Source organism: Paraburkholderia sp. EG286B, assembly GCF_040965655.1.
In the GTDB taxonomy this organism is placed as follows: domain Bacteria; phylum Pseudomonadota; class Gammaproteobacteria; order Burkholderiales; family Burkholderiaceae; genus Paraburkholderia.
Genome location: NZ_JBFRCF010000005.1, coordinates 122,924 through 148,698, shown reverse-complemented (window position 1 = coordinate 148,698; position 25,775 = coordinate 122,924). Strand labels below are relative to the sequence as shown.

Sequence of the window (25,775 nt, the reverse complement as noted above, 5' to 3'; positions counted from 1 at the left end):
ACCGGGCGAGTCTGAGAAAATGCTGAGAAACACACAGAGTAGACCTCGGGGAAAACCCGCAATCGCACCCATGAAGATTTCGGCAGGAACGGCATCATGCGCATTCTGGTGGTAGAGGACGACGCGGAAATCGGCGCGGCGGTCCACAGCCGCCTCACGCGCCTCGGTCACGCGGTGGACCTCGAAGCGAACGGCGCCACGGCGAACAGCCTGCTCGGCGTGGAGCGCTTCGATCTGGTCGTGCTCGACGTGATGCTTCCCGGCATGGACGGCTTCGAGATTCTGCGCCATCTGCGTGCGTCGGGCTCAACCACGCCGGTGCTGCTGCTCACCGCACGCTCGGCCATCGACGACCGCGTGAGCGGCCTCGGCCTCGGCGCCGACGACTACCTCGTCAAGCCGTTCGACTATCGCGAACTCGAAGCGCGCGTGCAGGCGCTCCTGCGCCGCAACAGCGGGCACGCGAACGATGTGGTGAGGCTGGGCGGTCTCGCCATCGACCGCAGCAGCCGGCTTGCCGAACTCGACGGCAGACCGCTTTCGCTCTCGCGCCAGGAATTCGCACTGCTCGAAATCCTCGCCAGCCGTCCGCAACGCATCTTCCCCAAGGAAGAACTGCTGAACCAGTTGTTCAGCTACGGCAACGAGCCGAGCGCGAACGCGGTCGAACAATACGTCACGCGCGTGCGCAAGAAGCTGCAGGGCAGCTCGGTCGAGATCCGCACGGCGCGCGGCATGGGATATCAAATTGCCGCGCTTTGACTGGTTCCCGAAAACGCTGCTCGGGCGCACGCTGCTCTTCATCGCGCTCGTCGTGGCGTCGGGCGCAGCGGCGCTCGCGGGCATCGCGCGCTATTACGCGGGCGTTGCGTCCGAGCGCGCCTACGACCAGCTGCTTGCGGGCGCAACCATCCAGGTCGCCGAAAACCTCTACGTGCAGGGCGGCGTGCTCGCGCTCAATCCGCCGGTGGCCGCGCTCTCCACGCTCTCGCGCTATGACGTCGTCTACTACAAAGTGGTCGACGCGCGCGGCCTCGTCGTCGCCGGTTATGGCGACCTTCCCGGTCCCGCCGATACGAAGAGCGCGATGAGCGCGCATCAGGGTCCGACATTCGCGAACGCCCGCTACCAGGGCGAGCGCGTGCGCACCGCGACCATCGGGCGCTACATGCCGGACGCGCGGCCGCCAGGCTGGGCCCTCGTCACCGTCGCGCAGACGACGCATGCCCGCCAGCAGCTCACGAACGACATGAGCCTCAAGGTCTGGACGCTGATCCTGCTGATGAGCGTGCTCGCCATTGGCGCGAGCGGACTTGCGATCCGGCGCGGCCTGCGACCGCTCGCGCAGATCGAGCAGATCATCGCCGCGCGCGACCCGGCCGACCTGCGGCCCGTGGCGCACGACACACCAAGCGAAATCAACGCGCTGATCGGCGCCATCAACGGGCTGATCGGCCGCCTCGCCGAACGCATGACGGCCATGCAGCGCTTCATTGCCGACGCCGCGCACCAGATGCGCACGCCGATCGCGCGGCTCGACGCGCAGATCGAATTGCTCAGCACCGAGTCCGATCCCGCGCGCCACGCCGCGCGGCTCGAAGCGCTGCGCGCCACCTGCTCGGACGTGGGCCGGCTCACCGGCCAGCTACTCAATCACGCGATGGTGATTCACCGCACCGAAGTGGTCCCGCTGCAGCATGTGGACCTCGCGAAGCTCGCGAGGGAAGGGCTGGGCCGAACGATTCCGCTCGCCGACGAACGCGACGTGCAAGTGGCGTTCGAAAGCAACGCGCCGCAGGTCTGGATCGCGGGCGACCCCGTGAGCCTGCAGGAAGCGCTGTCGAACGTGCTGCACAACGCGCTGCTGCACGGCAAGGCCGACGATATCGTCGTCACCGTGAACGCCGCGCCGGAGGCCGTCACGCTGACCGTGACCGACAACGGACGAGGCATTGCGCACGAACACTGGGACGCCGCGTTGCGTCCGTTCGAGCGCATCGGCCAGGAGGGCGCGGAGCGCACGACGGGCTCCGGCCTTGGACTTGCCATCGTGCAGGCGGTGATGAAGGCGCACGGCGGGCGCGTGAACTTCGCGTTTCCCGCCGGGGGCGGGTTTGCCGTGGTGCTGACGTTTCCTCCCGCAGAAGGCGAGACGCCTCCCGTTACGCCACGGTGAACGCCTCGCGAAAGCGTAGTAGCGCGAGTTCGTCGGCGCGCGCAGTCGATCAGTGCTCCGATGGATGCGCCCGCGCATACATGCGCAATGCGAGCCAGCATACTCCAGCCCCAAGACCGCCCACCACGCCGCCGAAGCTGCCGAGCCACGACACACCGAAACCATTGGCAATATGGTTGCCGAGCAGCGCGCCCGCGCCGATCCCCACGTTATAGAGGCCGGAATAGATCGAGACCGCGAGGTCCGCGGCTTCGGGCGCGAGCTTGAGCACCCATGCCTGCATGGCAAGGCCGAAAGAAACGATCGCGCCGCCCCACACCAGCGTGTGAACCGACAACGTGACGATGCTCAGCACGGCGGGAAACTGCACGAGCAGGCACACGCACACGGCGATCACCGCCGCTTGCAGAAACTGCGCCGGATCGCGCGGATAAAGGCGATTGAAGAATATTGCCGCGGGAATGCCGGCACTGCCGAACAGGATCAGGACATAGGTAATGCGTTGACTGCTTTCGTGGCCCACGGTGTGAATGAAGGGCTCGATATACGTGTACGACGTGAAATGCGCGGTCACCACGAGGACCGTGAGCAGATAGAGCGAGGCGAGCATCGGCTTTCTGAACAGCACGGGCACGCTGCTGAACGAGCCCGTTTGCTGGCTCGGCAACACGGGCAGCATCACGCGCAGCATGAGCAGTGCAATCGCCGCCGCGCCCGCAATGACGAAGAAGGTCTGCCGCCAGCCCAGCGTCTCGCCGATCACGCGGCCAAGCGGAATGCCGGCCACCATGGCGATCGAGGTGCCCATGCCGAGCATGGCGAGCGCCCGGCTCTTGTTGCCGGGCGGCGCGAGCCTCACCACCAGCGAGACGGAAATCGACCAGAAAATGGCGTGCGCAAACGCAATGCCGATCCGGCCCACCATCAGCACCGTGAAGTTCCACGCCACGCCGGTCACGATATGGCTGACGACGAAGAGCGCGAATATCCACGTCAGCAGCTTGCGGCGTTCGACGTTGCGCGTCAGCAGCATCAAGGGCAGCGACGCCACGGCCACCGTCCACGCGTAGATCGTCAGCATGAGGCCGACGTCGGTCGGCTTCATGTGCAGGCTCTCGCCAATGGCGCTCAGCAGCGCAACGGGCACGAATTCGGTCGTGTTGAAAATGAAGGCCGAGAGCGCCAGGACGAGCACGCCCCACCAGGAGTGCCCGGACGAGACCGGTTCAGGCGTCGACATACGAGAGAGACGGGAATCGATAAAGCGCGATTATCGCGTATCGCGCGGGATGCGATGCCTGAACCGTGCAGTGTCTCTTCTGGCCCTCGCCGCGAGCGGCGCGGGCCGGGCCGCCTGTTTCACGGCTGCGGCTGGATTCTTCGGCCGCGCGACCCGAACGCATACGCGAGCGCCGCCGAGACAAGCAGCGTGGCGCTGACGAAATACAGCCCCAGCGAATAGTCGCCGCTCAGGTCGCGCAGGCGGCCGATCACCATCGGGCCGATGGTGCCGCCGATGAGGCTGCCCATCGCGTTGATGATCGCGATGCCCGCAGCCGCGGCAGAACCCGAGAGAAACTGCGTGGGCATGCTCCAGAGCGGCGGCTTCGCCGCGTTGATGCCGAAGTTCGCGATCGAGAGCCCAATGATCAGCACAATGGCGTTGGCGGCGTGGCCGGACATCAGCATGCCGATACCGGCCGCGAGACACGCAATCGCAACATGCAGGCGCCGTTCGTTGGTGCGGTCCGAGTTGCGCGCCCACAGCACCATCGTCACGACCGCGAACAGATTCGGTATCGCGTTCACCAGGCCCAGTTCGAAGTAGCTGAAGCCGAAGTGGTGGATGATCATCGGCGCCCAGATGCCGATGGCGTAGAGCCCCGTCGACGTGCCCGCATAGACGAGCGCGAGCAGCAGCACGCGGGGGTCCTTCACGGCGCCCCACACGCTCGATTTGCTCTGCGCCGCCTTGGCTTCGCGTTCGCGCCGCATTTCGCCGCTCAGCCACTCGCGCTCGGCGGGTGCGAGCCACTGCGCGTCCTCGGGCCGGTCGGTCAGATAGAAGTACGAAACGATGCCGAGCAGCACGGTGGGCGCGCCTTCGACGAGGAAGAGCCACTGCCAGCCGTGCAGATGCGCCGCGCCCTCGAGGCTCATGAGCGCGCCCGAGATGGGCGAGCCGATCATGTTCGAGAGCGGCGCGGCGGTCATGAACATCGCCGTGACGAAGGCGCGATGGCGCGCGGGAAACCAGAAGCTCAGGTAGAGAATGATGCCGGGAAAGAAACCCGCTTCGGCGAGACCGAGCACGAAGCGCAGCGTATAGAAGCTGTACGGGCCCGTGACGAACGCCGTGGCCGCGGAGAGCAGACCCCATGCCACCATCAGCAATGCGATCCATCTGCGCGCGCCGACGCGCTGCAGCGCGAGGTTCGACGGCATGCCGGCCGCGATATAGCCGACGAAGAAAATCCCCGCGCCAACGCCGAACATGGCCTGTGTGAGCCCGATGTCGTGATTCATCGTGAGCCCCGCGAAGCCGACGTTGACGCGGTTCAGAAAGCTGAGGAAATACAGGACGATGATGAACGGCGTTATGCGTCGTGAGACCTTGCGCACGACGCTGGGCTCCAGCGCGGCGGCGTCCTGCGGATGGACTGCGGCAATGTTCATGGGTGTCTCCGTATGGGCGCACTCGCCGCGCGCGGCGGTCAGTGCGCCCCTGTGCCGTTGCGCGCGTCGCGCGAACGGTCTGGTTATCAATGAGGGCTGACTGAGGGTGTTATCCGCGCTGCTGTTGCGCCGGAAGGTCAATGCGGCACCACGGCTGCGCGGCCAAGTGTTTCGCTTCGAACGCGTCGATCGCTTCCTGCTGGCGCAGCGTCATGCCGATCATGTCGAGTCCTTCCACGAGCATCTGCTTCTGGCGCGGCGGCAGCGAGAACGCATAGCGCTTGCCCGAAGGCGCGATCACGACTTCGTGTTCGACATCGATCGACACACGCTTGTCGTCGCCGCTCGCGATCTCCGCGACCAGCGCCTCGACCTGTTGCGGCGGCAGCGTGACGAGCAGCAGCCGGTTGTTCGTCGAATTGAAATAGAAGATCTCGCCATAGCTCGGCGCGATCACGGCTTCGAACCCCGCCTGCTGCAGGCCCCACACGGCGTGTTCGCGGCTCGATCCACAGCCGAAGTTCGAGCCGCCGATCAGCACCTTCGCGCCGCGATACTCGGCGCGGTTGAGCACGAACGTCTCACGCGCGCGGCCATCGGCATCGAAGCGCAGGTCGTACAGCAGCCCGCGCGCGAGTCCCGATTTATCGATGCCGAGCAGAAACTGCTTCGGCATGATCTGGTCGGTGTCGAGGTTGTTGACCGGCAGCGGCGCGGCCACGCCCGAGATCATGAACGGCTTAGCCATGTGCAAGCTCCTTGCGAATGTCGACGATGCGGCCCGCTATCGCGGCGGCGGCGGCCATCGCGGGACTCATCAAATGCGTTTTGCTGTCGCGCCCCTGGCGCCCTTCGAAATTGCGGTTGGTCGTCGACGCGCAGCGCTCGCCCGGCGCGAGCACATCGTCGTTCATCGCGAGACACATCGAGCAGCCCGGCTGGCGCCACTCGAACCCCGCGTCGATCAGCACTTGCGCAATGCCTTCGCGCTCGGCCTGGTCGCGCACCATGCCCGAGCCCGGCACGACCATCGCGCGCACCGATGCGGCCACCTTGCGGCCGCGCACGACCCGGGCGACAGCGCGAAGATCCTCGATGCGCGCGTTCGTGCAGGAGCCGATGAAGACGCGGTCGATGGGCGTGCCCTCGATCGGCGCGCCCGCGGCGAGGCCGATGTAGTCGAGCGCCTTGTGCAGCGTCGCGGCGTCGAGACCCGCGCCTTCGGCTGCCTCGGGAATGCGGCCGTCCACCGGCAGCGCCTGGTCCGGGCTCGTCCCCCATGTGACGTAAGGCGCGACGCGCGCGGCGTCGAAGCGATGCTCGATATCGAAATGCGCGTCGTCATCGGAGCGCAATTGCGACCACGCGTTGCACGCGGCGTCGAGCGTCTTCGCGTCGAGGTCGCGGACCTTGCCGGCCACGTAGTCGAGCGTCGTGCGGTCGGGCGCGATCAGCGCGGCGCGCGCGCCCGCCTCCACGGTCATGTTGCAGAGGGTCATGCGCGCCTCGGCGGAGAGCCCGGCGATCGCTGCGCCCGCATATTCGACGGCGTAGCCGCGCGCGCCCTGCGCGCCGATCTTCGCAATGATGTGCAGCACGAGGTCCTTCGACGTCGTTCCCGGCGGCAGCACGCCGTCCACCACGATGCGCATGTCCTTCGCGACGCGATACACGAGCGTCTGCGTCGCCAGGACGTGCTCGACTTCCGAGGTGCCGATGCCGAAGCCGAGCGCGCCCAGTGCGCCGTAGGTCGTCGTGTGGCTGTCGCCGCACAGCACGACCATGCCGGGGCGGATCAGGCCGATCTCAGGCGCAACCACGTGCTCGATGCCCTGCATGGGGTCGTGGATATCGAACAGATGAATGCCCTGCTCCACGCAGTTGCGCGTGAAGTTCGCGGCCTGCTTCGCGGCGTCGACGATCTCGATCGTGCGCGCGGCCACGGGCACCGGCTTGCTGGGAATCACGTGATCGACCACGCCCATCTGCTGGCGCGGGCGGCGCACGCGCAGGCCCTTCTCGCGCAGGCCCGCGAACGCTTGCGGGCTCGTGTACTCGTTCATGATGTGCAGATCGGCGTAGAGCAGAACGTGCTCGGCGTCGACGATCGATACGGTGTGCGAATCAACCAGTTTCCGGTAAAGCGTGTGTGAAGACATGATGAAGCCCGACTGAAGACTGAATAGTGACGAACGAGCGGATCAGCGCTGGAGAAACGGCAGCACGCGTTCGAGGAGCAACTGGGGCGCTTCTTCGGCGAGGTAGTGGCCGCACGGCAGCGCCTCGCCGCTCACGCCGGCGTTCCATCTACGCCACTCGGCCAGCGGATCGAAGCACTGGCCAACCGTGCCGTGCGCGCCCCACAACGCGAGGAACGGGCACGCGATGCGCTTGCCCGCCGCCAGATCCGCGCGGTCGTGTTCGAGGTCGATCGTGATCGACGCCCGATAGTCCTCGCAGATGCCGTGTGCCGTCGCCGGATCGGAGAGGCAGCGCAAATACTCCGCGTAGGCCTCGGGAGCGAATGGCGCGAGCCCGGCGCTGCGCGCGCCCATGGTCTGCTTCAGATACAGATCGGGGTCGGCGCGGATCAGCGTTTCCGGAAACGGCGCCGGACGCACGAGAAAGAACCAGTGCCAGTAAGCGCGTGCAAATTCGAACGACGTCTGCTCGTACATCGCGACGGTCGGCGCGACGTCGAGCGTAATGAGCCGCGTGACCGCGTCGGGATGGTCGATCGCCATGCGCGCGGCGACGCGTCCGCCCCGGTCGTGACCCATGACCGCGAACGACGGGAAGCCGAGGCCGCGCATGAGCGCGACCTGATCGAGCGCCATGCGGCGCTTCGCGTAGTTGGCGTGGTCGGGCGTGCCCTGCGGTTTGCCGCTGTCGCCGTAGCCGCGCAGGTCGGCGGCAATCACCGTGAAATGTTGCGCGAGCGTCGGCGCCACCTTGTGCCAGATGGCGTGGGTTTGCGGATGGCCGTGCAGGAGCAGCAGCGCGGGGCCGCGTCCGCCCTGGATGGCGTGAATGCGAACGCCTTCGATGTCTGCCGATGCGTCTGTGAAACCGTCGAACATGCTTGTCTCCCGAGGTTGCATGCAGTCTAATTGATGCCTTGGACGATTGGGTTTCCGTTAAAGCAATCCGGTCGTAACTACCAGGAACGAATCAAGCAAGCCAACGGGAGCGGCGCAATGGACGCGTTTTCCGATCTGAATCTGTTTGCGCTCGTGGCGCGCAACCGCAATCTGGCGGCGGCGGCACGCGAGCTGGGGGTCACGCCGCCCGCCGTGAGCAAGCGGCTCGCGCAACTGGAGCAGCGCCTTGGCGTGCGGCTCGTGAACCGCACCACGCGGCGTCTTTCCCTCACGCCGGAAGGCGAGCTGTATCTCGCGAACGGCTCGCGCATCCTCGACGAACTCTCGGAACTGGAACAGCTCGTCACGCGCAGCCGCGGGGAACCGGCCGGGCTGCTGCGCGTGAACGCGTCGTTCGGTTTTGGCCGCGCGCATGTGGCGCCCGCGGTGTCCGCCTATGTCGAGCGCTTTCCCTCGATGAAGATTCAGCTGCAGTTGACGGAGCGCCCGCTCAGCCTTCAGGAAGAAGGCTTCGATCTCGGCATCCGCTTCGGCGAGGTGCCCGACGCGCGCATCAATGCGCGGTTGCTGCTCAAGAACCGGCGCGTCGTGTGCGCGTCGCCGGCTTATTTGAAGCGGCATGGCAAGCCATCGGCGCCGCACGATCTGACGCGCCACGCCTGCATCGTGCTACGCGAAAACGACTCGGCTTACGGCACCTGGCACTTTTCGCGCGGCAAGCGCACGGAGACCGTGAAGGTCGACGGCGCGCTGTCGAGCAACGACGGCAGCACCGTGCTGCGCTGGGCGCTCGACGGCCGCGGCATCGTCGTGCGCTCGCAGTGGGAAATCGGCGAGGCTATCGAGCGCGGCGAACTCGTGCCGCTGCTCACGGATTGGGCGCTGCCGAACGCCGATATCCACGCGATCTATCTCGAGCGCAACAAGCTCTCCGCGAAGCTGCGCAGTTTTGTCGATTTTCTCGGCGACTATCTGCGCGAGGCGGTCGGCGCGGAAGTCGCCTAGCCGCGCGCGGCGGGGTTGAAGTTCACGAGCCGTCTGCAAACATCCGCGGCGCCGCGAAGATTTCAAGCCGCACAGCTTCGCGTCATCGCTCAGGCGTTCTCTCTATACTGACCCGCGTGCCGCCTGCCTCTTTCCATGACGCGCAGGCGCCGGCACGTTCCACCCGCATTGCCTATCCCTGGACGCCGCCACGAACCGCCGCGCGAAGCGCGACCGCGCGCGCCGATGCGCCGGCGTCTGCCTGCCTTGTGATGCTGTAAAAGAAACTGGAGAGTTTCCATGAGCACCTTCACCACCCGCGATGGCACGTCGATCTATTACAAGGATTGGGGCAGCGGCAAGCCCGTCGTCTTCTCCCACGGCTGGCCACTGACCGCCGACGCGTGGGACGCTCAAATGCTCTTTCTCGTGCAAAACGGCTTTCGCACGATCGCGCACGACCGCCGCGGCCACGGCCGCTCCGATCAGCCCGCCAAGGGCAACGACATGGACACCTGGGCCGACGACCTGGCCGACCTGCTCGACAAGCTCGACGTGCAGGACGCCACGCTCGTGGGCCACTCCACGGGCGGCGGCGAAGTCGCGCGCTACATCGGACGCCACGGCTCGAAGCGCGTCTCGGGCGCGGTGCTGATCGGCGCGGTACCGCCCATCATGATCAAGAGCGAGAAGAATCCGGGCGGCCTGCCCAAGGATGTGTTCGACGGCATCCGCAAGGGCGTGATCGACGACCGCTCGCAGTTCTTCAAGGACCTCGCCGTGCCGTTCTACGGCTACAACCGCAGCGGCGCGAAGGTCTCGCAGGGCGTGGTCGATTCGTTCTGGCAGCAGGGCATGTGGGGCGGCATCCTCGCGCTGCATGACTGCGTGCACGAGTTCTCCGAAGTCGATTACACGGAAGACCTCCAGAAGTTCGACGTGCCCACGCTGATCCTGCACGGCGACGACGACCAGATCGTGCCGATCGACGACGCGGGCAAGCTCTCCGCGAAGATCGTCAAGGATGCGACGCTCAAGATCTACCCGGGCGGCCCGCACGGCATGTGCACGACGATGGCCGCACAGGTCAACGCCGACCTGCTCGCGTTCCTGAACCGCAAGTAACGCGGCGGCGCACGGCGTGAGCGTTCAACGCGCGCACGCCGTGAGCGCCTCGACGTATTGCGCCTGCCACGCCGGGTCTTGCGCGAACGCCGCGAGATCCGCGTGCAGGTCGTTGGCGTAGGCCGTTATGCACACGCGGTTGTTTGCCTCCGCCGCGCGCGGCATGACGAGAATCGCCGCAACCACGCCGCCTACCGCCAGCGCGGCGATCGCCATGCCGATCGCCCAACGCCAGGCTTCCTCCCCCGTCCCTTTTAGCGCCGCTTCGTTCATCGCTCTTCTCCCTATTGATTAGCAAGACAATCATTTGAGTTTTAAAAAAGGCGCGAACGCCCTACGCGAGTCCCTTGCGGATCTTGCGCATGCCCGTGACCGTCGACTCGAAGAGGTCGGGGCCCACTTGCGCACGCAGACGCCGCGCGACTTCGGCGCTCGCGCCGTTGATCGGGCCGTCGAGCGCCGTGCCGCCCGCCGTGGGAAAGAGTCCCCATTCGCGGCCATCGGCCTCGCCCTGGCGGCGCTCGAGCAAGTCCTTCTCGCACAGGTTGTCGACGAGACGCGTCGCCGTGGGCCGCGCGATGCCGAGCGTTTGCGCGACGTCGCTCGCGAGGCAGCCGGGTTTCGCCAGCACGACGCGCAGCACGAAACCTTGCGCAGGCGTGAGACCGAACGGCGCATAGACGGCGCTCCACTCGCGCTCGACGAGTCGCGCGAGCGCCGACGAATTGAAGTAAAGGCAGTGATCGAACATGGGGGCAATGAGACCACGAATTGATTAGCAAGGCAACCGTTTTCGTGGCCTTCGGTGAGCCTCGCGGGACAAAATTCTTATATAAGACTCCCCGATTCACTTCTCTTTTCACAAGGGTCTTTACCAGCTTGACAGTCAATCAAGGGTACGATCCACAAAACCATGGAGGCGCAGCCGAAACATCGGTATCGGCTCGCAAAGCCTTATAGAACGGGGCTCCGGCGCGGAAACGTTTTCAGCGCAGGGCCGGCCGATCAAGGCAAACGCGCCAACTTTCTGGTCAATTAACATTGCGCAAGCGCTTTCCACGATATGAAATATAGGCACGCTTGGTCCCCGGCCCGCTGCAAATTGAGGCAAAATCCAGGTGTTTCGCCGACTGCGCGCAGCCGGTGGTGTTATCACCCCGTTTTTGAACCCCGCCAAGAAGCCGATGAGTACCCAGCAACCCACCATCATCTATACCCTGACCGATGAAGCGCCGCTGCTCGCCACCAGCGCGTTTCTGCCGATCATCCGCACTTTCGCTGCGCCGGCCGGCGTGAACGTCGAGACCAGCGATATCTCCGTTGCGGGCCGTATCCTCGGCGAGTTCCCGGAATTCCTCACGGAAGAACAGCGCGTGCCGGACAACCTGGCCGAACTGGGCCGTCTCACGCAGTTGCCGGAAACGAACATCATCAAGCTGCCGAACATCAGCGCATCGGTGCCGCAGCTCGTCGCCGCGATCAAGGAACTCCAGGGCAAGGGCTACAAGGTCCCTGACTTCCCCGAAGATCCGAAGACCGACGAAGAAAAGGCGATCCAGAAGCGCTATTCGAAGTGCCTCGGTTCGGCCGTGAACCCGGTGCTGCGCGAAGGCAACTCGGACCGCCGCGCACCGCTCGCGGTCAAGAACTACGCGAAGAAGCACCCGCACAGCATGGGCGAGTGGAGCATGGCTTCGCGCACCCACGTCGCGCACATGAAGCACGGCGACTTCTACCACGGCGAAAAGTCGATCACGAACGACAAGGACCGCGAAGTCCGCATGGAGCTCGTGACGAAGGCCGGCGAAACCATCGTGCTCAAGCCGAAGGTCAAGCTGCAAGCCGGCGAGATCGTCGACAGCATGTTCATGAGCAAGAAGCACCTGCTGGCCTTCTACGAAGACCAGATGGAAGACGCGCGCAAGACCGGCGTCATGCTCTCGCTGCACGTGAAGGCGACCATGATGAAGGTTTCGCACCCCATCGTGTTCGGCCACGCCGTGCGCGTGTTCTACAAGGACGCGTTCGCCAAGCACGCCAAGCTGTTCGAAGAACTCGGCGTGAACGTGAACAACGGCCTCGTCGATCTCTACACGAAGATCGAGAAGCTGCCGGAATCGCAGCGCGAAGAAGTCATCCGCGACATGCACGCATGCCACGAGCACCGTCCGGCGCTCGCCATGGTCGACTCGGCCAAGGGCATCTCGAACCTGCACGCACCGAACGACGTGATCGTCGACGCTTCGATGCCGGCCATGATCCGCGCAGGCGGCAAGATGTGGGGCGCCGACGGCCGCCCGGCCGACACGAAGTGCCTGATTCCGGAAAGCACGTTCGCGCGCATCTACCAGGAAATCATCAACTTCTGCAAGACCAACGGCGCATTCGACCCGCGCACGATGGGCACGGTGCCGAACGTCGGCCTGATGGCGCAGAAGGCTGAAGAGTACGGTTCGCACGACAAGACGTTCGAGATCACGCAGGACGGCACGGCGCGCATCGTCGACAACGCCACGGGCGAAGTGCTCGAAGCGCTCACGCAGCCGGTCGAGCAAGGCGACATCTGGCGTATGTGCCTCGTGAAGGACGAGCCGATCCGCGACTGGGTCAAGCTCGCCGTCACGCGCGCGAAGAACTCGAACACGCCGGCCGTGTTCTGGCTCGACCCGTACCGTCCGCACGAAAACGAAGTGATCAAGAAGGTCGAAACGTACCTCAAGGATTACGATCTGACCGGCCTCGACATCCAGATCATGTCGCAAGTGCGCGCGATGCGTTACACGCTCGAGCGTGTGATCCGCGGCCTGGACACGATCTCGGTCACGGGCAACATCCTGCGCGACTACCTGACCGACCTGTTCCCGATCATGGAACTGGGCACCTCGGCGAAAATGCTCTCGATCGTTCCGCTGATGGCCGGCGGCGGCATGTACGAAACGGGCGCCGGCGGTTCGGCTCCGAAGCACGTGCAGCAGCTGGTTCAGGAAGACCACCTGCGCTGGGACTCGCTCGGCGAATTCCTCGCGCTGGCCGTTTCGCTGGAAGACCTCGGCATCAAGACGAACAACGCGCGCGCCAAGCTGCTCGCGAAGACGCTCGACGCCGCCACCGGCAAGCTGCTCGACAACAACAAGGGCCCCTCGCCGAAGACCGGCGAGCTGGACAACCGCGGCAGCCAGTTCTACCTCTCGATGTACTGGGCGCAGGAACTGGCCGCGCAGAAGGACGACGCGGAACTCGCGGCACACTTCGCGCCGCTGGCGAAGGCATTGGCCGAGAACGAGCAGAAGATCGTGGGCGAGCTGGCCGCGGTTCAGGGCAAGCCGGTCGACATCGGCGGCTACTACAAGCCGGACTTCGCGAAGCTTGCTGAAGTCATGCGCCCGAGCACGACGTTCAACGCCGCGCTTGCTGCTGCTGCGAAGTAAGTGATGGACCCCGCCCCCGTGCGTTGCGCGGGGGACGTGCGCCATAAACGAATCGAGCCTCCCACGTCACCGTGGGAGGCTCGATTTTTTTGCCCTTCCTGTTCGAGGCGAGCCGCGCGGCCCGCCCCTCATTCGAGGCTTAGTCGTCGAGCAGCGAGAGATCGCGCACGGCGCCCTTGTCTGCCGACATCACGAGCTTGGCATAGGCCTTCAGCGCCGCCGACACCTTGCGCGGACGCGCCTTCGCCGGCTTCCAGCCCTTGGCGTTCTGCTCTTCGCGGCGGCGCGCGAGTTCGTCGTCCGGGACCAGCACGTTGATCGTGCGGTTCGGAATGTCGATGCGGATCTTGTCGCCGTCGCGCACGAGGCCGATCGCGCCGCCTGCCGCCGCTTCCGGCGAGCAATGGCCGATCGAGAGGCCCGAGGTGCCGCCCGAGAAGCGGCCGTCGGTCAGCAGTGCGCACGCCTTGCCGAGGCCCTTCGACTTGATGTAGCTCGTCGGGTAGAGCATTTCCTGCATGCCGGGGCCGCCCTTCGGCCCTTCATAGCGCACGATCACCACGTCGCCGGCCTTGACCTTGTCGGCGAGGATGTTTTCCACCGCTTCGTCCTGCGACTCGGTCACGTGAGCCGTGCCTTCGAACACGAGGATGCTGTCGTCCACGCCCGCGGTCTTCACCACGCAGCCGTCGAGCGCGATGTTGCCGGTCAGCACGGCGAGGCCGCCTTCCTTCGAGAACGCGTGCTCGTACGAGCGGATGCAGCCTTCGGCGCGGTCCGAGTCGAGGCTCGGCCAGCGCGTGTTCTGGCTGAAAGCGACCTGCGACGGAACGCCGGCCGGGCCAGCCATGTAGAACGTCTTGACCGCCTCGTCCTGGGTGCGCGTGATATCCCATTGCGCGAGCGCGTCGCCGAGCGTCGGCGTGTGCACGGTCGGCACATCGGTGTGCAGCTTGCCGGCGCGCTCCAGTTCACCGAGGATCGCCATGATGCCGCCCGCGCGGTGCACGTCTTCGATGTGGTACTTATTCGTGTTCGGCGCGACCTTGCACAGCTGCGGCACGACGCGCGAAAGGCGGTCGATGTCGGCCATGCCGAACTCGATGCCCGCTTCCTGCGCAATGGCCAGCAAGTGGAGGATGGTGTTGGTCGAGCCGCCCATGGCGATGTCGAGCGTCATGGCGTTTTCGAACGCCTTGAAGCCCACCGAGCGCGGCAGCACGCGCTCGTCTTCCTGCTCGTAGTACTGGCGCGCGAGTTCGACGATACGGCGGCCGGCGCGCTTGAAGAGCTGTTCGCGGTCGGCGTGCGTGGCGACCACGGTGCCGTTGCCCGGCAGCGAGAGGCCCAGCGCCTCGGTCAGGCAGTTCATCGAGTTGGCCGTGAACATGCCCGAGCACGAACCGCAGGTCGGGCAGGCGGAGCGCTCGACTTCGGCCACTTCGGCGTCGGAGTACTTGGTGTCGGCCGCGATCACCATGGCGTCGATCAGGTCGAGCTTCTTGACTTCGATGGCCTTGGTGACCGGGTTCGCGAGGCGCGTCTTGCCCGCTTCCATCGGGCCACCCGAGACGAAGATCACGGGGATGTTCAGGCGCATGGCGGCCATCAGCATTCCCGGGGTGATCTTGTCGCAGTTCGAGATGCAGACCATGGCGTCGGCGCAGTGCGCGTTGACCATGTATTCGACCGAATCCGCGATGATGTCGCGGCTCGGCAGCGAATACAGCATGCCGTCGTGGCCCATGGCGATGCCGTCATCGACGGCGATCGTGTTGAATTCCTTGGCCACGCCGCCCGCGGCTTCGATTTCGCGCGCAACGAGCTGGCCGAGGTCTTTCAGGTGCACATGGCCGGGGACGAACTGGGTGAACGAGTTGACGACCGCGATGATCGGCTTGGCAAAGTCTTCGTCTTTCATGCCGGTGGCGCGCCAGAGGGAACGCGCACCTGCCATGTTGCGGCCGGCGGTGGAGGTTTTGGAACGGTATGCGGGCATTGTGGCTGTAGAAGAAAAATCGCAGAAAGGAAGCGGGCCACGGGAATAAAGGCCCCACGCACGCCCTTGCGAACAACCTCTTGAGCTGCGCTCTGGGCAGAACTCGCAATTATCCCACAGGGCTGGGCGGCCCGCTGGATCGACCGGCGGCGGTCGTGGGGTGCTGCAGCTGGTACGCCCGAAGACACCCCCGAGGCGTCGGCAGGTTTTCTCAGGGTTGCCGAACCTTGCCGAATCCACCCGCCTGCACCACTATTCTTCGTCAAACCCGCGTGACGGAGAGAGCCCATGTCCCTGCAGAACATCAAGCACGTCGTTGTCGTGATGTTCGAGAACCGATCGTTCGACACAATGCTTGGCGGCTTGTACACGAACGGCAGCAGCCCCACCCATTTCCTGCCCGCGGCCAGCGCGGAACGGCCATTCGATGGGCTCACGATGGGCCTGAGCAACCCGACGAAGGCCGGCGCCACCATCGCCGCCACCATGCCGGCCTCGACGGCCACGCTGCCCGACCCCGATCCGCAGGAGACGTTCGCGAACGTGCGCGTGCAACTGCTCGGCAACGCGGCAGGCGCAACGCCCATGTCGGGCTTCGTGCAAGACTACGAAACGACCGCGACGACCGACGCCAGCCAGGTCATGCAGTGCCACAGCCCCGATCAGTTGAAGGTGCTCTCGACGCTCGCGCGCGAATACGCCGTCTGCGACGCCTGGTTCGCCCCTGTGCCGAGCCAGACCTGGCCGAACCGCGCCTTCGCCCACGCGGGCACGTCGAACGGCCACGTCGACAACGGCACGCCGCCCGATCCGTTCGAGTGGCAGGTGCGCACCATCTTCAACGTGCTGGGCGACATGGGCGCAAGCTGGGCCGTGTACAGCGCCGCCCTCGTCGCGCCCTCGCTCACGCTCACGATGTTCCCGACGTTATGGGATCCGAAATACAAGACGAACTTCCAGCGCTTCAGCAACTTCGTCTCCGACTGCCAGAACAACACGCTGCCGCGGTATTCGTTCATCGAGCCGCGTTTTCTGCTCGATCCCAACGACCAGCACCCGCCCCACGATGTCTATGCGGGCGAGAGCTTTCTCTACGACATCTGGCATGCGTTGAGCACCTCGCCCGCATGGCCCGAGACGCTGCTCGTGATCACCTACGACGAGCACGGCGGCACCTACGACCACGTGCTGCCGCCCGCCAACGCCGTGGCGCCCGATGCCGCGAGCGCGCCCGGCGACCAGAACTTCGCCTTCGACAGCTTCGGCGTGCGCGTGCCGGCGGTCGTGGTGTCGCCGTATATTGCGCCGGGCACCGTGTTCCGCTCGCCCGGCGCCACGCCCTACGACCACACGTCGATTCTCGCCACCCTGCGCGACTGGCTCGGCATCGCGCCCGCCGACATGCTCGCGAGCCAGCGCGTGGCCGCCGCACCCACGCTCGCTGCGCTGCTCACGCTGGACGCGCCGCGCACCGACGTGCCGGCCATCGCCGCGCCGCCCGCTTCCGGATTCATCGCCACCAATCTCGCCCGCCCGCTCAACGACCTGCAAAAGAGCCTCGTGAGCGGCACGGCGCGGCGCTCGGGGCTCGACCCGGCCGCCACGCTCGGGACCATGCCGACCCGCCAGCACGCCGTGGACTTCTTCCACAACCTGCTGTCGTCCGACCAACCCTGAGCCGACGAGAAAACCAAAGGCCGCCTCAGGCTTCGCCCAACCCTTCCTGCGAAATCAACGCGAGCAGCACATCGGAGAACGCGTTGGCGGCGAGCGTGCTCGATGCGCGCCGCCGCTTGAGCAGCGCGACGGTGCGCTGCGGCAACGCCGGCGTGACGGGCAGCGTGACGAGCCCGCGATGCTCGCGCAGCACCGCCGAAGGCAGCAGCGTGGCGAGCGTGCCGTCCTTCACGAGCTTGAGCACCGTGCCCACTGAATTGGCTTGCAGCATCACGCGCGGAATCAACTGATGCGCACGGAAATAGGCATCGGCGAAGCGCCGCACCACGAAGTCGGGGCTCAATAGCGCAAGCGGCATCGTCCCCAGCTGCTCGGCCGTCACCTCCGCGCGGCGGCGCGCCAGTGGATGGCGCGTGGCCACGAGCAGCGCCATGTGCTCGGCAAACAGCGGACGCACTTCGATTTCGTCGGAGCGCACATCCGTGAAGCCGATGCCGAGATCGAGTTCGTCACGCTCGAGTCCGCCTTCGATATCTTCGAGCGGCCGCTCGCTCACGTCGAGCGCGATGGCCGGGTGCGCCTCGCGAAAGCCGCGCAGGGCCGGGCCGATCAGATATTCCGCGAAGGTCGGGGTATAGGCGAGCCGCAGCAGGCCGCGCGTGAGGTCGCGCACCTCGTTGAGCGCGCGCTTGCCGGCGTCGAGATGCGCGAGCGCCTGGCGCGCGTGTTCGATGTACACGCGCCCGAATTCGGTGAGGCTGATGGCGCGGCCGCTGCGGTCGAACAGCGCGCCGCCGAGATCGTTTTCCAGCTGGCGGATCTGCTGTGAGAGCGCCGGCTGCGAGACGTGCAGCACTTCGGCTGCGCGCGTGAAATTCTTCAACTCCGCCACGGTGAGCACGTAGCGTATCGAGCGAAGCATCAAGATGGCTGCCTCCCGAATATCTCCGGTTTTTTTCATAAGGCGCGCTTATCGTGACGATCCGAATATCGTCTTGGACGTGGACGCGCGCCCTGAGCAAAATGGTTTGCGATGGCGGCGATGCGGTGCGCGATACGCACGGCGTCGGCCGCCGGACACCATTCTACCGGGGGACAAACGGATGTTCGAATCGATCTCGATGAGCGTGGTGGCGGTGTTCGCAGGCTCGTGCCTGACGTTTCTGATCGCCATCCTGCTGCCCGAACCCGTCGTGGCCAAAGGCGCCCGGGGCGGCCTTTATGCCGGGCTCGGCAAAGAAGACGAAAGCTTCGTGCGCACGGACCAGGCGCGCACGCGCCGCTTTCGCGCGCTGCAGACGTGGCGCGCAGGCGGCCGGCCCTCGCCGGACCGCACCGAAGCCGCGCCGCGCCCCTTCAATAGACGTCGCGCAGGTAGCGCTTGTCCCGTCCGAGCGCACTGACGTAGTCGTGCGCGGCCTCGGCGCTCATGCCGCCATGGCCCGCCACCACCTCCCTGAGCGCCGTATCCACGTCCTTCGCCATGCGGCTCGCATCGCCGCACACATAGAGGTGCGCCCCTTCCTGCAGCCAGGCCCATAGCTGCGCGCCCTGCTCGCGCATGCGGTCCTGCACATAGACCTTCTCGCTCTGGTCGCGCGAAAACGCGAGGTCGAGCCGGTCGAGATGGCCATCCTTGCGCATTTGCTCCAGTTCGTCGCGGTAGTAGAAGTCGGTGGCCGCGTGCTGCTCGCCGAAGAACAGCCAGTTGCGGCCCGTGTCGCCGCGCGCCTGGCGCTCGTGCAGGAAGGCGCGGAAGGGCGCGACGCCCGTGCCGGGACCGATCATGATCATCGGCGCGTCGCCGCTGCGCGGCGGCCGGAAATGCGTGCTCTTCTGCACGAACACGGGGACGCTGCCCTCCTGCGCGCGGTCGGCGAGGAAGGTCGAGGCCACGCCCTTGCGCTCGCGGCGGCCGTTGTTGTAACGCACGGCCGAAACGGTCAGATGCACTTCGCCCGCATGCGCCTTCGGGCTCGACGAAATCGAATAGAGCCGCGGCTGCAGGCGCTTGAGCATGCCGAGCAGTTCGGGCGCGCTCATGTCGACGGGATATTCGTGGAGCACGTCGGCGAGCTGCTGGCCCCAGAGCCAGTTGCGCAGATCGCCCTTGCGCGAATCGTCGAGCATCTCGGCGAGGCCCCGCGAGCGCGTGCGCGACGCAATGAACGCGAGCGCATCGGGGTTCGGGCGCGCGACCTCGTAGTGCTTGCCAAGCGCCTCGCCAAGGCGCATCTCGCCGTGGCCGCTCACGGCGACCGGCGTGTCGGCGGCGAGGCGCGTGAGTTCCAGCAACTCGTCGACGAGCGCGGGACAATTGGTGGGCCACACGCCGAGCGCGTCGCCCGCTTCATAGTCGAGGCCCGCCTCGCCCGTTGCGAGCGAGAAGTAGCGCGTGTCCTTCGTCGCGCCCTTCATGTTCAGGCGCGCGTTCTTCAGCAGCTTCGAGGTGGCCGGGCGTGCCTTCGTCGCCGCGCAGCCGGGCAGCACCTCGGGAATCGAACCGTCGGCGGGCACCGCGTGCAGCGCCGCGTCCTCCTGCTTGATGCGCACCACGATGCGCTCGAGCCATGCGTCGGCGGCGCTCTGGTATTCGCTGTCGCAATCCACGCGCTCCATGAGACGCGTGGCGCCCAGCGCTTCGAGGCGCGCGTCGAGCTTGCGACCGTGGCCGCAGAACGCGTCGTAGTTGCGGTCGCCGAAGGCGAGCACGGAAAAGCGCAGCGAGGCGAGGCGTGGCGCGTTGTCCGCCGCGAGCGCGCTCCAGAAGGCCGCGCCGTTGTCGGGCGCGTCGCCGTCGCCGAACGTGCTCGTCATCAGGAGGATGTATTGCGCCCTGGCGAGGTTCGCGAGCGGGTAATCGGCCATGCAGGCCGTGCGAATCTCGAAGCCCGATTCCATCAGTTGCGTTGCGTATTGCTCGACGAGCGATTCGACGTTGCCCGTCTGCGAGGCCCACAGCAGCACGACCTTGGGGCGCGTATGGGCAATGCGCACGCCATGCGGCTTTTCTTCGGGAGCATCCGGCACCGCGAGCGCAGTCGTGCGTGCGACGGGCTCGCCGCGGCTGAACAGGCCCGCCAGCAGGCCGTCCAGCCATACGCGCGTGTCGGCGGAAAACGGCGCGTGCGCGGGCAGCATGGGCACGCCGACGGGCTCGGTCGCCCGCAACGAGCGCAGGCCGCCGACAAAGCCCGCGAGGTACTGGCGCTGCACGTCGCCCAGCTGCGGCGCGGCGACGTCGTCGAGACCGAGTAGCGTCGAAAAGGCATCGATACGGGACATGTCGAGTTCCTGAGACGGGTTGACGGCTTGCGGCGCGCCGGCGTCGAACGTGGCCGACGCAACGGCGGCATCGGCGCCATCCAGTACGCGCGTGGTCTCGCGCGGCGTAGATGGCGGGCCGACGCGCGAGAGCGCGACCGCGCAGAATTTCAGTTCGGGCTGCTGGGAAATCGGGTCGATCGCATCGCTCGTGACGGCGTTCACGCAAAGCTCCTCGCCATACACGTCGTTCCAGTGCATGGGCGCGAAGCAGTTGCCGGGACGCACACGCTCGGTCACCACGGCGGGCAGCACCACGCGGCCGCGGCGCGAGCGCACTTCCACACGATCCTTCGCGGCAATGCCGAGCGCAGCGGCATCCTCGGGATGAATCTCGACGAACGGGCCCGGGTTGAGCTTGTTGAGCATCGGCACCTTGCCGGTCTTCGTCATGGTGTGCCACTGGTGCTGCAGGCGCCCCGTGTTGAACACGACCGGGAACGTGCCATCGGGCAGTTCGGCAGGCGCAACATGGGGACGCGCGAGAAACACGCCCTTGCCGTGCGGCGTGGCGAACGCGATGCGGGGACGCGTGCCGTCGGCGTTTTCCTTGAGCGTCTGGCTCACGCCGTCGTTCACATAGCGCAGCGGGTTGCGGTCGCTCGCGGCATCCGGCGCGATGGGCCATTGCAGCGGCGTTTCGCGCAGCTTCGCATGGCTCGCGCCGCGCAGGTCGTAGCCCGTCTTCGGATTCGCGAAGCGCGTGATTTCGTCGAACACCTCGGCGGCGCTCGCGTAGCTGAACGCGTGCGCAAAACCCATCTCGCAGGCCACGCGCGCGATGATCTGCCAGTCGGGCAGCGCCTCGCCCGGCGGCTCGACAGCCTGCTGCATGAGCGTCATGTTGCGCTCGGAGTTGATCATCACGCCGTCGGCCTCGGCCCAGAGCGCGCCGGGCAGCAGCACGTCGGCGTACTGATTCGTTTCGGTGTCCAGAAAAGCGTCCTGGGCGATCACGAGTTCGGCGGCCCGCAGGCCCGCCACTACCGTTTGCCGGTTCGCGACGCTCGCCACCGGGTTCGTGCAGATGATCCAGCACGCCTTGATCTCGCCCGCGGCCATGCGCGAGAACATGTCGACGGTGCCGCTGCCCACCTTCACGGGCAGCGTGCCGGGCGCCACGCCCCACGCCGCTTCGACGAACGCGCGGTCTTCTTGCGCGAGCACCGTGCGCTGGCCGGGCAAGCCGGGGCCCATGTAGCCCATCTCGCGCCCGCCCATGGCGTTGGGCTGCCCCGTGAGCGAGAACGGTCCGCTGCCGGGACGGCAAATCTTGCCCGTCGCGAGATGCAGGTTGCAGATCGCGTTGGTGCTCCACGTGCCGTGCGTGCTCTGGTTCAGGCCCATGGTCCAGCAGCTCATCCACTCGGGCGCCTCGCCGATCATCTGCGCGGCGCGGCGAATGTCGTCGACGGCCAGACCCGTGATCTCGGCGACCTTTTCCGGCGTGTAGTCGTCGAGGAACGCAGGCATTGCGTCCCATCCTTCGGTGTACTGTGCGATGAAATCTGCATCGGTGTGGCCGTGCTTGTGCAGCAGGTGCAGCAGGCCATTGAGCAGCGCGAGATCGGTGCCCGGCGCGATCTGCAGGAACAGCGACGCCTTTTCCGCGGTCGCCGTGCGGCGCGGGTCCACGACGATCAGCTTCGCGCCCGCCTTCACGCGGTCCATCATGCGCAGGAACAGGATCGGATGGCAGTCCGCCATGTTCGCGCCGATCACGAAGAAGAGATCGGCGCGATCGAAGTCCTGATACGAACCCGGCGGCCCGTCCGCGCCGAGCGAAAGCTTGTAGCCGCTGCCCGCGCTCGCCATGCACAGGCGCGAGTTCGACTCGATGTTGTTGGTGCGCACAAAGCCCTTGGCGAGCTTGTTCACGAGGTACTGCGCCTCGATCGACATCTGCCCGGAAACGTAGAACGAGAGCGCGTCGGGGCCGTGCGCGTCGAGCGTCGAGCGCAGGCGGCGCGCCGTATCGGCGATGGCCTGCGCGAGCGGCAGCGGCACCGGGTCCTCGTCGCGCGCGTGGCGCACGAAGGCGCGCTCGAGACGCCCCGACTTGCGCAGCGCCACGTGCGCCGACGAACCCTTCGTGCAGAGGCGGCCGAAGTTGGTCGGATGCTCGGCGTCGCCGGAGATCTTCGCGACCTGGCCGTCCTCGACGTGCAGGATCATCCCGCAGCCTACGCCGCAGTACGGGCAAACGCTCTTTACGCTCTCGCTGCTCATGCGGTCGATCGATATCAGCTTGAAACAGATTCGGGGCGCACGGCGCATCCTGTGCGCCGCGCGTTGGTCATTTCATTCGGCCAATCATGCGGCGATCCACACCTGTCCGTTTTCCACGCGCGCGGGGAACGCATTGACCGAATGCTGCGGCGCTTCGATGCACTCGCCGGTGGACAGATCGAAGTGATGCTTGTAGATGGGCGAGGCCACCACGATGCGCTCGCCGAAGCTGCCCACGAGCCCGCGCGAGAGCACCGCCGCGTGCGAGTTCGGATCGTAGTTGCCGATGGCGTACACACGCGCGTCGCCGTCGTCGACATGGAACACGGCGACCTGTTCGCCCTTCACGAGCGCACACACGCCGGTGTTCGGCACGATGTCGTTGAGCGTGCAGACGGGAACCCAGTTGCCTTGACTCTGTTCGTTGCTCATTGCGTACTCCTCGGTTCGATGAAGGGGAATCAGACGGTTTCGACGACGACGGGAATGCCGGACAGCGCTTCATGTCGCTTGAATTGCGGCGCCGCTTGCGGAACCTGCGTGCGCTCCTCGGGCGTAGCCGGGCGAATCTGGCCGCGCTCTTCGATGAAGGTGACGTGCTGGTCGCCGGCATCGCTGTTGACGAAGTGACGGAAGCGGCGGCGCGTTTCGGGATCGGTCACGGCCTTCTTCCATTCGCATTCGTAGGTGTCCACCACGAGCTGCATTTCCGCTTCGAGTTCGGCCCCGAGGCCCAGCTTGTCGTGCACGACCACGTCGATCAGATAGTCGAGGCCGCCTTCGAGGTTGTCACGCCACACGCTCGTGCGCTGCAGGCGGTCGGCCGTGCGCACGTAGAACATGAGGAAGCGATCGACGTAGCGCACCAGCGTGGCCTGATCGAGATCGGCAGCGAGCAGTTCCGCATGGCGCGGCTTCATGCCGCCGTTGCCGCATACGTAGAGGTTCCAGCCCTTCTCGGTGGCGATGATGCCGACGTCCTTGCCTTGTGCCTCCGCGCATTCGCGCGTGCAGCCCGAGACACCGAACTTGATCTTGTGCGGTGCGCGCAGACCCTTGTAGCGGTTCTCGAGTTCGATCGCGAAGCCCACCGAGTCGCCCACGCCGTAGCGGCACCACGTCGAGCCCACGCACGACTTCACCGTGCGCAGGGCCTTGCCGTATGCGTGCCCCGATTCGAAGCCCGCGGCAATCAGCTCTTCCCAGACGAAAGGCAGCTGCTCGACGCGCGCACCAAAGAGGTCCACGCGCTGGCCGCCGGTGATCTTCGTGTACAGGCCGTACTTCTTCGCCACCTGCCCCACGGCGATGAGGCCTTCCGGCGTGACTTCGCCGCCCGGCATGCGCGGCACCACCGAATACGTGCCGTCGCGCTGAATGTTGGCGAGGTAGTAGTCATTCGAATCCTGCAGGCTCGCGTGCTCCTTCTTCAGCACGAATTCGTTCCAGCAGGACGCGAGAATCCCGCCCACGGCCGGCTTGCAGATATCGCAGCCCAGCCCCTTGCCATGCTTCGCGAGCAGGTCGCCGAAGGTCTTGATGCCCTCCACGCGCACGATGTGATACAGCTCCTGGCGCGAATAATGGAAGTGCTCGCAAAGGTGATTGTTGACGGCGAGCCCCTGGCGCTTCATCTCCGACTTCATGATCTGCGTGACGAGCGGCACGCAGCCGCCGCACGACGTGCCGGCGTTGCATGCCCCCTTCACCGCGGCGATGGTCGTCGCGCCATCCTGCACGGCCGCGCAGATTTGCGCCTTCGAAACGTTGTTGCACGAACAGATCTGTGCGGCGTCGGGCAGCGCTTCCACGCCGATCGCAGGCCTGGCCTTGCCGTCGGCCTGCGGCAGGATCATGAATTCGGGCGACTCGGGCAGCTCGATGCCGTTGAGCATCATCTGCAGCAGCGTGCCGTATTCGCTCGCGTCGCCCACCATCACCGCGCCGAGCAGCTTCTTGCCGCAATCGGACACGACGATCTTCTTGTAGACCTGGCGGCGCTCGTCGGCATAGCGGTAGGAACGGCTGCCGGGCGTCTTGCCGTGCGCGTCGCCGATGCTCGCGACGTCCACGCCCATCAGCTTGAGCTTGGTGCTCATGTCGGCGCCCGCGAAGCTGGTTGCCTCGCCCGCCAGCGCCCTGGCGGCGATGCGCGCCATGTCGTAGCCGGGCGCGACGAGGCCGAAGATCTGCCCGTGCCAGAGCGCGCATTCGCCGATGGCGTAGATGTTCGCGTCGCTCGTGCGGCACTGGTCGTCGATCACGATGCCGCCGCGCGCGCCGATCTCGAGGCCGCAGGCGCGGGCGACTTCGTCGCGCGGGCGAATGCCGGCCGAGAACACGATCATGTCGGCGTCGAGGTGCGTGCCGTCGGCGAACTGCATGCGGTTGGCGGCCGTTGCGCCGTCCACCGTCTTGCCGTCCACGATCGCCAGCGTGTGCTTCTGCGTGTGCACGCTCACGCCGAGTTCTTCGATCTTGCCGCGCAGCATGCGGCCGCCGTCGTCGTCGACTTGCACCGCCATCAGGCGCGGCGCGAATTCCACCACGTGCGTCTCGAGGCCCAGGTCGCGCAAGGCTTTCGCGCATTCGAGACCGAGCAGGCCGCCGCCCACCACCACGCCCGTCTTCGCGTGCGCGCCGCGCGCCTGCATCGCTTCGAGATCGTCGATGGTTCGGTAGACGAAGCAATCGGCGCGATCATTGCCCGCAATGGGCGGCACGAACGCCGAGGAGCCGGTGGCCAGCACGAGCTTGTCATACGAAAGCGTCTCGCCGTTCGACACCTCGATGGTGCGCGCTTCGCGATCGATCGACACCGCCTTCGCGTTCAGCACGAGACGCACGTTCTCGCGATCGAAGAAGCCGGGCGCCACGAGCGAGAGATCGTCCGCCGACTTGCCCGCGAAGAATTCGGAGAGGTGCACGCGGTCGTAGGCGGGACGCGGCTCCTCGCAGAGCACGGTCACGCGCGCGTTGGGCGCGCCGTCCGCAAGGAGGCACTCGAGAAATTTGTGGCCCACCATGCCATGGCCGACGACGACGATCTCCATCGC

Annotated in this window: 19 protein-coding genes; 7 read left to right on the top strand and 12 right to left on the bottom strand. The window is 66.1% G+C overall.

What is annotated here, in order from left to right; translation table 11 throughout:
* Positions 1–96 precede the first annotated feature (96 nt).
* Positions 97–762 carry a response regulator transcription factor gene (locus AB4Y42_RS12225; protein WP_368688852.1) on the top strand — a complete coding sequence of 222 codons (666 nt, stop codon included), beginning with the start codon at positions 97–99 and terminating at the stop codon, positions 760–762.
* On the top strand, positions 749–2,176 hold the full coding sequence (locus AB4Y42_RS12220; RefSeq protein ID WP_368688851.1) for a sensor histidine kinase: 1,428 nt from the start codon (positions 749–751) through the stop codon (positions 2,174–2,176). Before AB4Y42_RS12225 ends, AB4Y42_RS12220 begins: the two co-directional genes overlap by 14 nt.
* A 49-nt stretch (positions 2,177–2,225) precedes the next feature.
* Here the strand turns inward: AB4Y42_RS12220 and AB4Y42_RS12215 are convergent, their stop codons facing one another.
* From AB4Y42_RS12215 to AB4Y42_RS12195, 5 genes are all read right to left on the bottom strand, one after another.
* Entirely contained in the window at positions 2,226–3,416 is a 1,191-nt protein-coding gene (locus AB4Y42_RS12215; protein WP_368694299.1) for a sugar transporter, read from the bottom strand.
* Between the two features lie 119 nt (positions 3,417–3,535).
* On the bottom strand, positions 3,536–4,852 hold the full coding sequence (locus AB4Y42_RS12210) for an MFS transporter (RefSeq protein WP_368694298.1): 1,317 nt from the start codon (positions 4,850–4,852) through the stop codon (positions 3,536–3,538).
* Between the two features lie 109 nt (positions 4,853–4,961).
* Positions 4,962–5,600 (bottom strand): 3-isopropylmalate dehydratase small subunit, encoded by a 639-nt coding sequence (gene leuD, locus AB4Y42_RS12205; protein WP_368688848.1) that lies wholly within the window; start codon positions 5,598–5,600, stop codon positions 4,962–4,964.
* Positions 5,593–7,011, bottom strand: coding sequence for a 3-isopropylmalate dehydratase large subunit (gene leuC, locus AB4Y42_RS12200; protein ID WP_368694297.1), 1,419 nt, complete (start codon positions 7,009–7,011; stop codon positions 5,593–5,595). The genes leuD and leuC overlap by 8 nt, the downstream gene beginning before the upstream one ends.
* A 42-nt stretch (positions 7,012–7,053) precedes the next feature.
* Positions 7,054–7,932 carry an alpha/beta fold hydrolase gene (locus AB4Y42_RS12195; protein WP_368694296.1) on the bottom strand — a complete coding sequence of 293 codons (879 nt, stop codon included), beginning with the start codon at positions 7,930–7,932 and terminating at the stop codon, positions 7,054–7,056.
* A 117-nt stretch (positions 7,933–8,049) separates the two neighbouring features.
* Here AB4Y42_RS12195 and AB4Y42_RS12190 point away from each other — a divergent pair, with 117 nt between their 5' ends.
* Together AB4Y42_RS12190 and AB4Y42_RS12185 are read left to right on the top strand one after the other, a co-directional pair.
* On the top strand, positions 8,050–8,958 hold the full coding sequence (locus tag AB4Y42_RS12190) for a LysR family transcriptional regulator (protein WP_368688845.1): 909 nt from the start codon (positions 8,050–8,052) through the stop codon (positions 8,956–8,958).
* Positions 8,959–9,237: 279 nt separating this feature from the next.
* On the top strand, positions 9,238–10,062 hold the full coding sequence (locus AB4Y42_RS12185) for an alpha/beta fold hydrolase (RefSeq protein ID WP_368694295.1): 825 nt from the start codon (positions 9,238–9,240) through the stop codon (positions 10,060–10,062).
* Positions 10,063–10,086: 24 nt separating this feature from the next.
* On the opposite strand, the gene AB4Y42_RS12180 is transcribed toward AB4Y42_RS12185, so the two are convergent.
* Together AB4Y42_RS12180 and AB4Y42_RS12175 are read right to left on the bottom strand one after the other, a co-directional pair.
* Positions 10,087–10,335, bottom strand: coding sequence for a hypothetical protein (locus tag AB4Y42_RS12180; RefSeq protein ID WP_368688843.1), 249 nt, complete (start codon positions 10,333–10,335; stop codon positions 10,087–10,089).
* Between the two features lie 61 nt (positions 10,336–10,396).
* Positions 10,397–10,813: a MarR family winged helix-turn-helix transcriptional regulator gene (locus AB4Y42_RS12175; protein ID WP_368688842.1), complete on the bottom strand. Its 417-nt coding sequence runs from the start codon at positions 10,811–10,813 to the stop codon at positions 10,397–10,399.
* Positions 10,814–11,246: 433 nt separating this feature from the next.
* Here AB4Y42_RS12175 and AB4Y42_RS12170 point away from each other — a divergent pair, with 433 nt between their 5' ends.
* Positions 11,247–13,490, top strand: a complete 2,244-nt coding sequence (locus tag AB4Y42_RS12170) for an NADP-dependent isocitrate dehydrogenase (protein WP_368694294.1) — start codon at positions 11,247–11,249, stop codon at positions 13,488–13,490.
* Positions 13,491–13,629: 139 nt separating this feature from the next.
* Here AB4Y42_RS12170 and ilvD read toward each other — a convergent pair whose 3' ends face one another.
* Positions 13,630–15,489, bottom strand: coding sequence for a dihydroxy-acid dehydratase (ilvD, locus tag AB4Y42_RS12165; RefSeq protein WP_368688840.1), 1,860 nt, complete (start codon positions 15,487–15,489; stop codon positions 13,630–13,632).
* Positions 15,490–15,777: 288 nt separating this feature from the next.
* On the opposite strand from ilvD, the gene AB4Y42_RS12160 reads away from it, so the two are divergent.
* Entirely contained in the window at positions 15,778–17,166 is a 1,389-nt protein-coding gene (locus tag AB4Y42_RS12160) for an alkaline phosphatase family protein (RefSeq protein ID WP_368694293.1), read from the top strand.
* Positions 17,167–17,191: 25 nt separating this feature from the next.
* On the opposite strand, the gene cynR is transcribed toward AB4Y42_RS12160, so the two are convergent.
* Complete coding sequence (cynR, locus tag AB4Y42_RS12155) at positions 17,192–18,088, bottom strand: transcriptional regulator CynR (RefSeq protein ID WP_368688838.1); 897 nt, start codon at positions 18,086–18,088, stop codon at positions 17,192–17,194.
* A 181-nt stretch (positions 18,089–18,269) separates the two neighbouring features.
* Here cynR and AB4Y42_RS12150 point away from each other — a divergent pair, with 181 nt between their 5' ends.
* Positions 18,270–18,569 (top strand): hypothetical protein, encoded by a 300-nt coding sequence (locus AB4Y42_RS12150; RefSeq protein WP_368694292.1) that lies wholly within the window; start codon positions 18,270–18,272, stop codon positions 18,567–18,569.
* Here AB4Y42_RS12150 and AB4Y42_RS12145 read toward each other — a convergent pair.
* The 3 genes from AB4Y42_RS12145 to nirB all read right to left on the bottom strand — a co-directional run bounded on the left by AB4Y42_RS12145 (position 18,523) and on the right by nirB (position 25,772).
* The gene (locus AB4Y42_RS12145) at positions 18,523–22,719 is read right to left on the bottom strand and encodes a molybdopterin-dependent oxidoreductase (protein WP_368694291.1); all 4,197 of its coding nucleotides are present in this window, start codon (positions 22,717–22,719) and stop codon (positions 18,523–18,525) included. The genes AB4Y42_RS12150 and AB4Y42_RS12145 overlap by 47 nt on opposite strands.
* Before the next feature lie 84 nt (positions 22,720–22,803).
* Positions 22,804–23,151 carry a nitrite reductase small subunit NirD gene (gene nirD / locus AB4Y42_RS12140; RefSeq protein WP_368688835.1) on the bottom strand — a complete coding sequence of 116 codons (348 nt, stop codon included), beginning with the start codon at positions 23,149–23,151 and terminating at the stop codon, positions 22,804–22,806.
* 29 nt (positions 23,152–23,180) lie between these two features.
* Positions 23,181–25,772 carry a nitrite reductase large subunit NirB gene (gene nirB, locus AB4Y42_RS12135; protein ID WP_368694532.1) on the bottom strand — a complete coding sequence of 864 codons (2,592 nt, stop codon included), beginning with the start codon at positions 25,770–25,772 and terminating at the stop codon, positions 23,181–23,183.
* Positions 25,773–25,775: the final 3 nt, after the last annotated feature.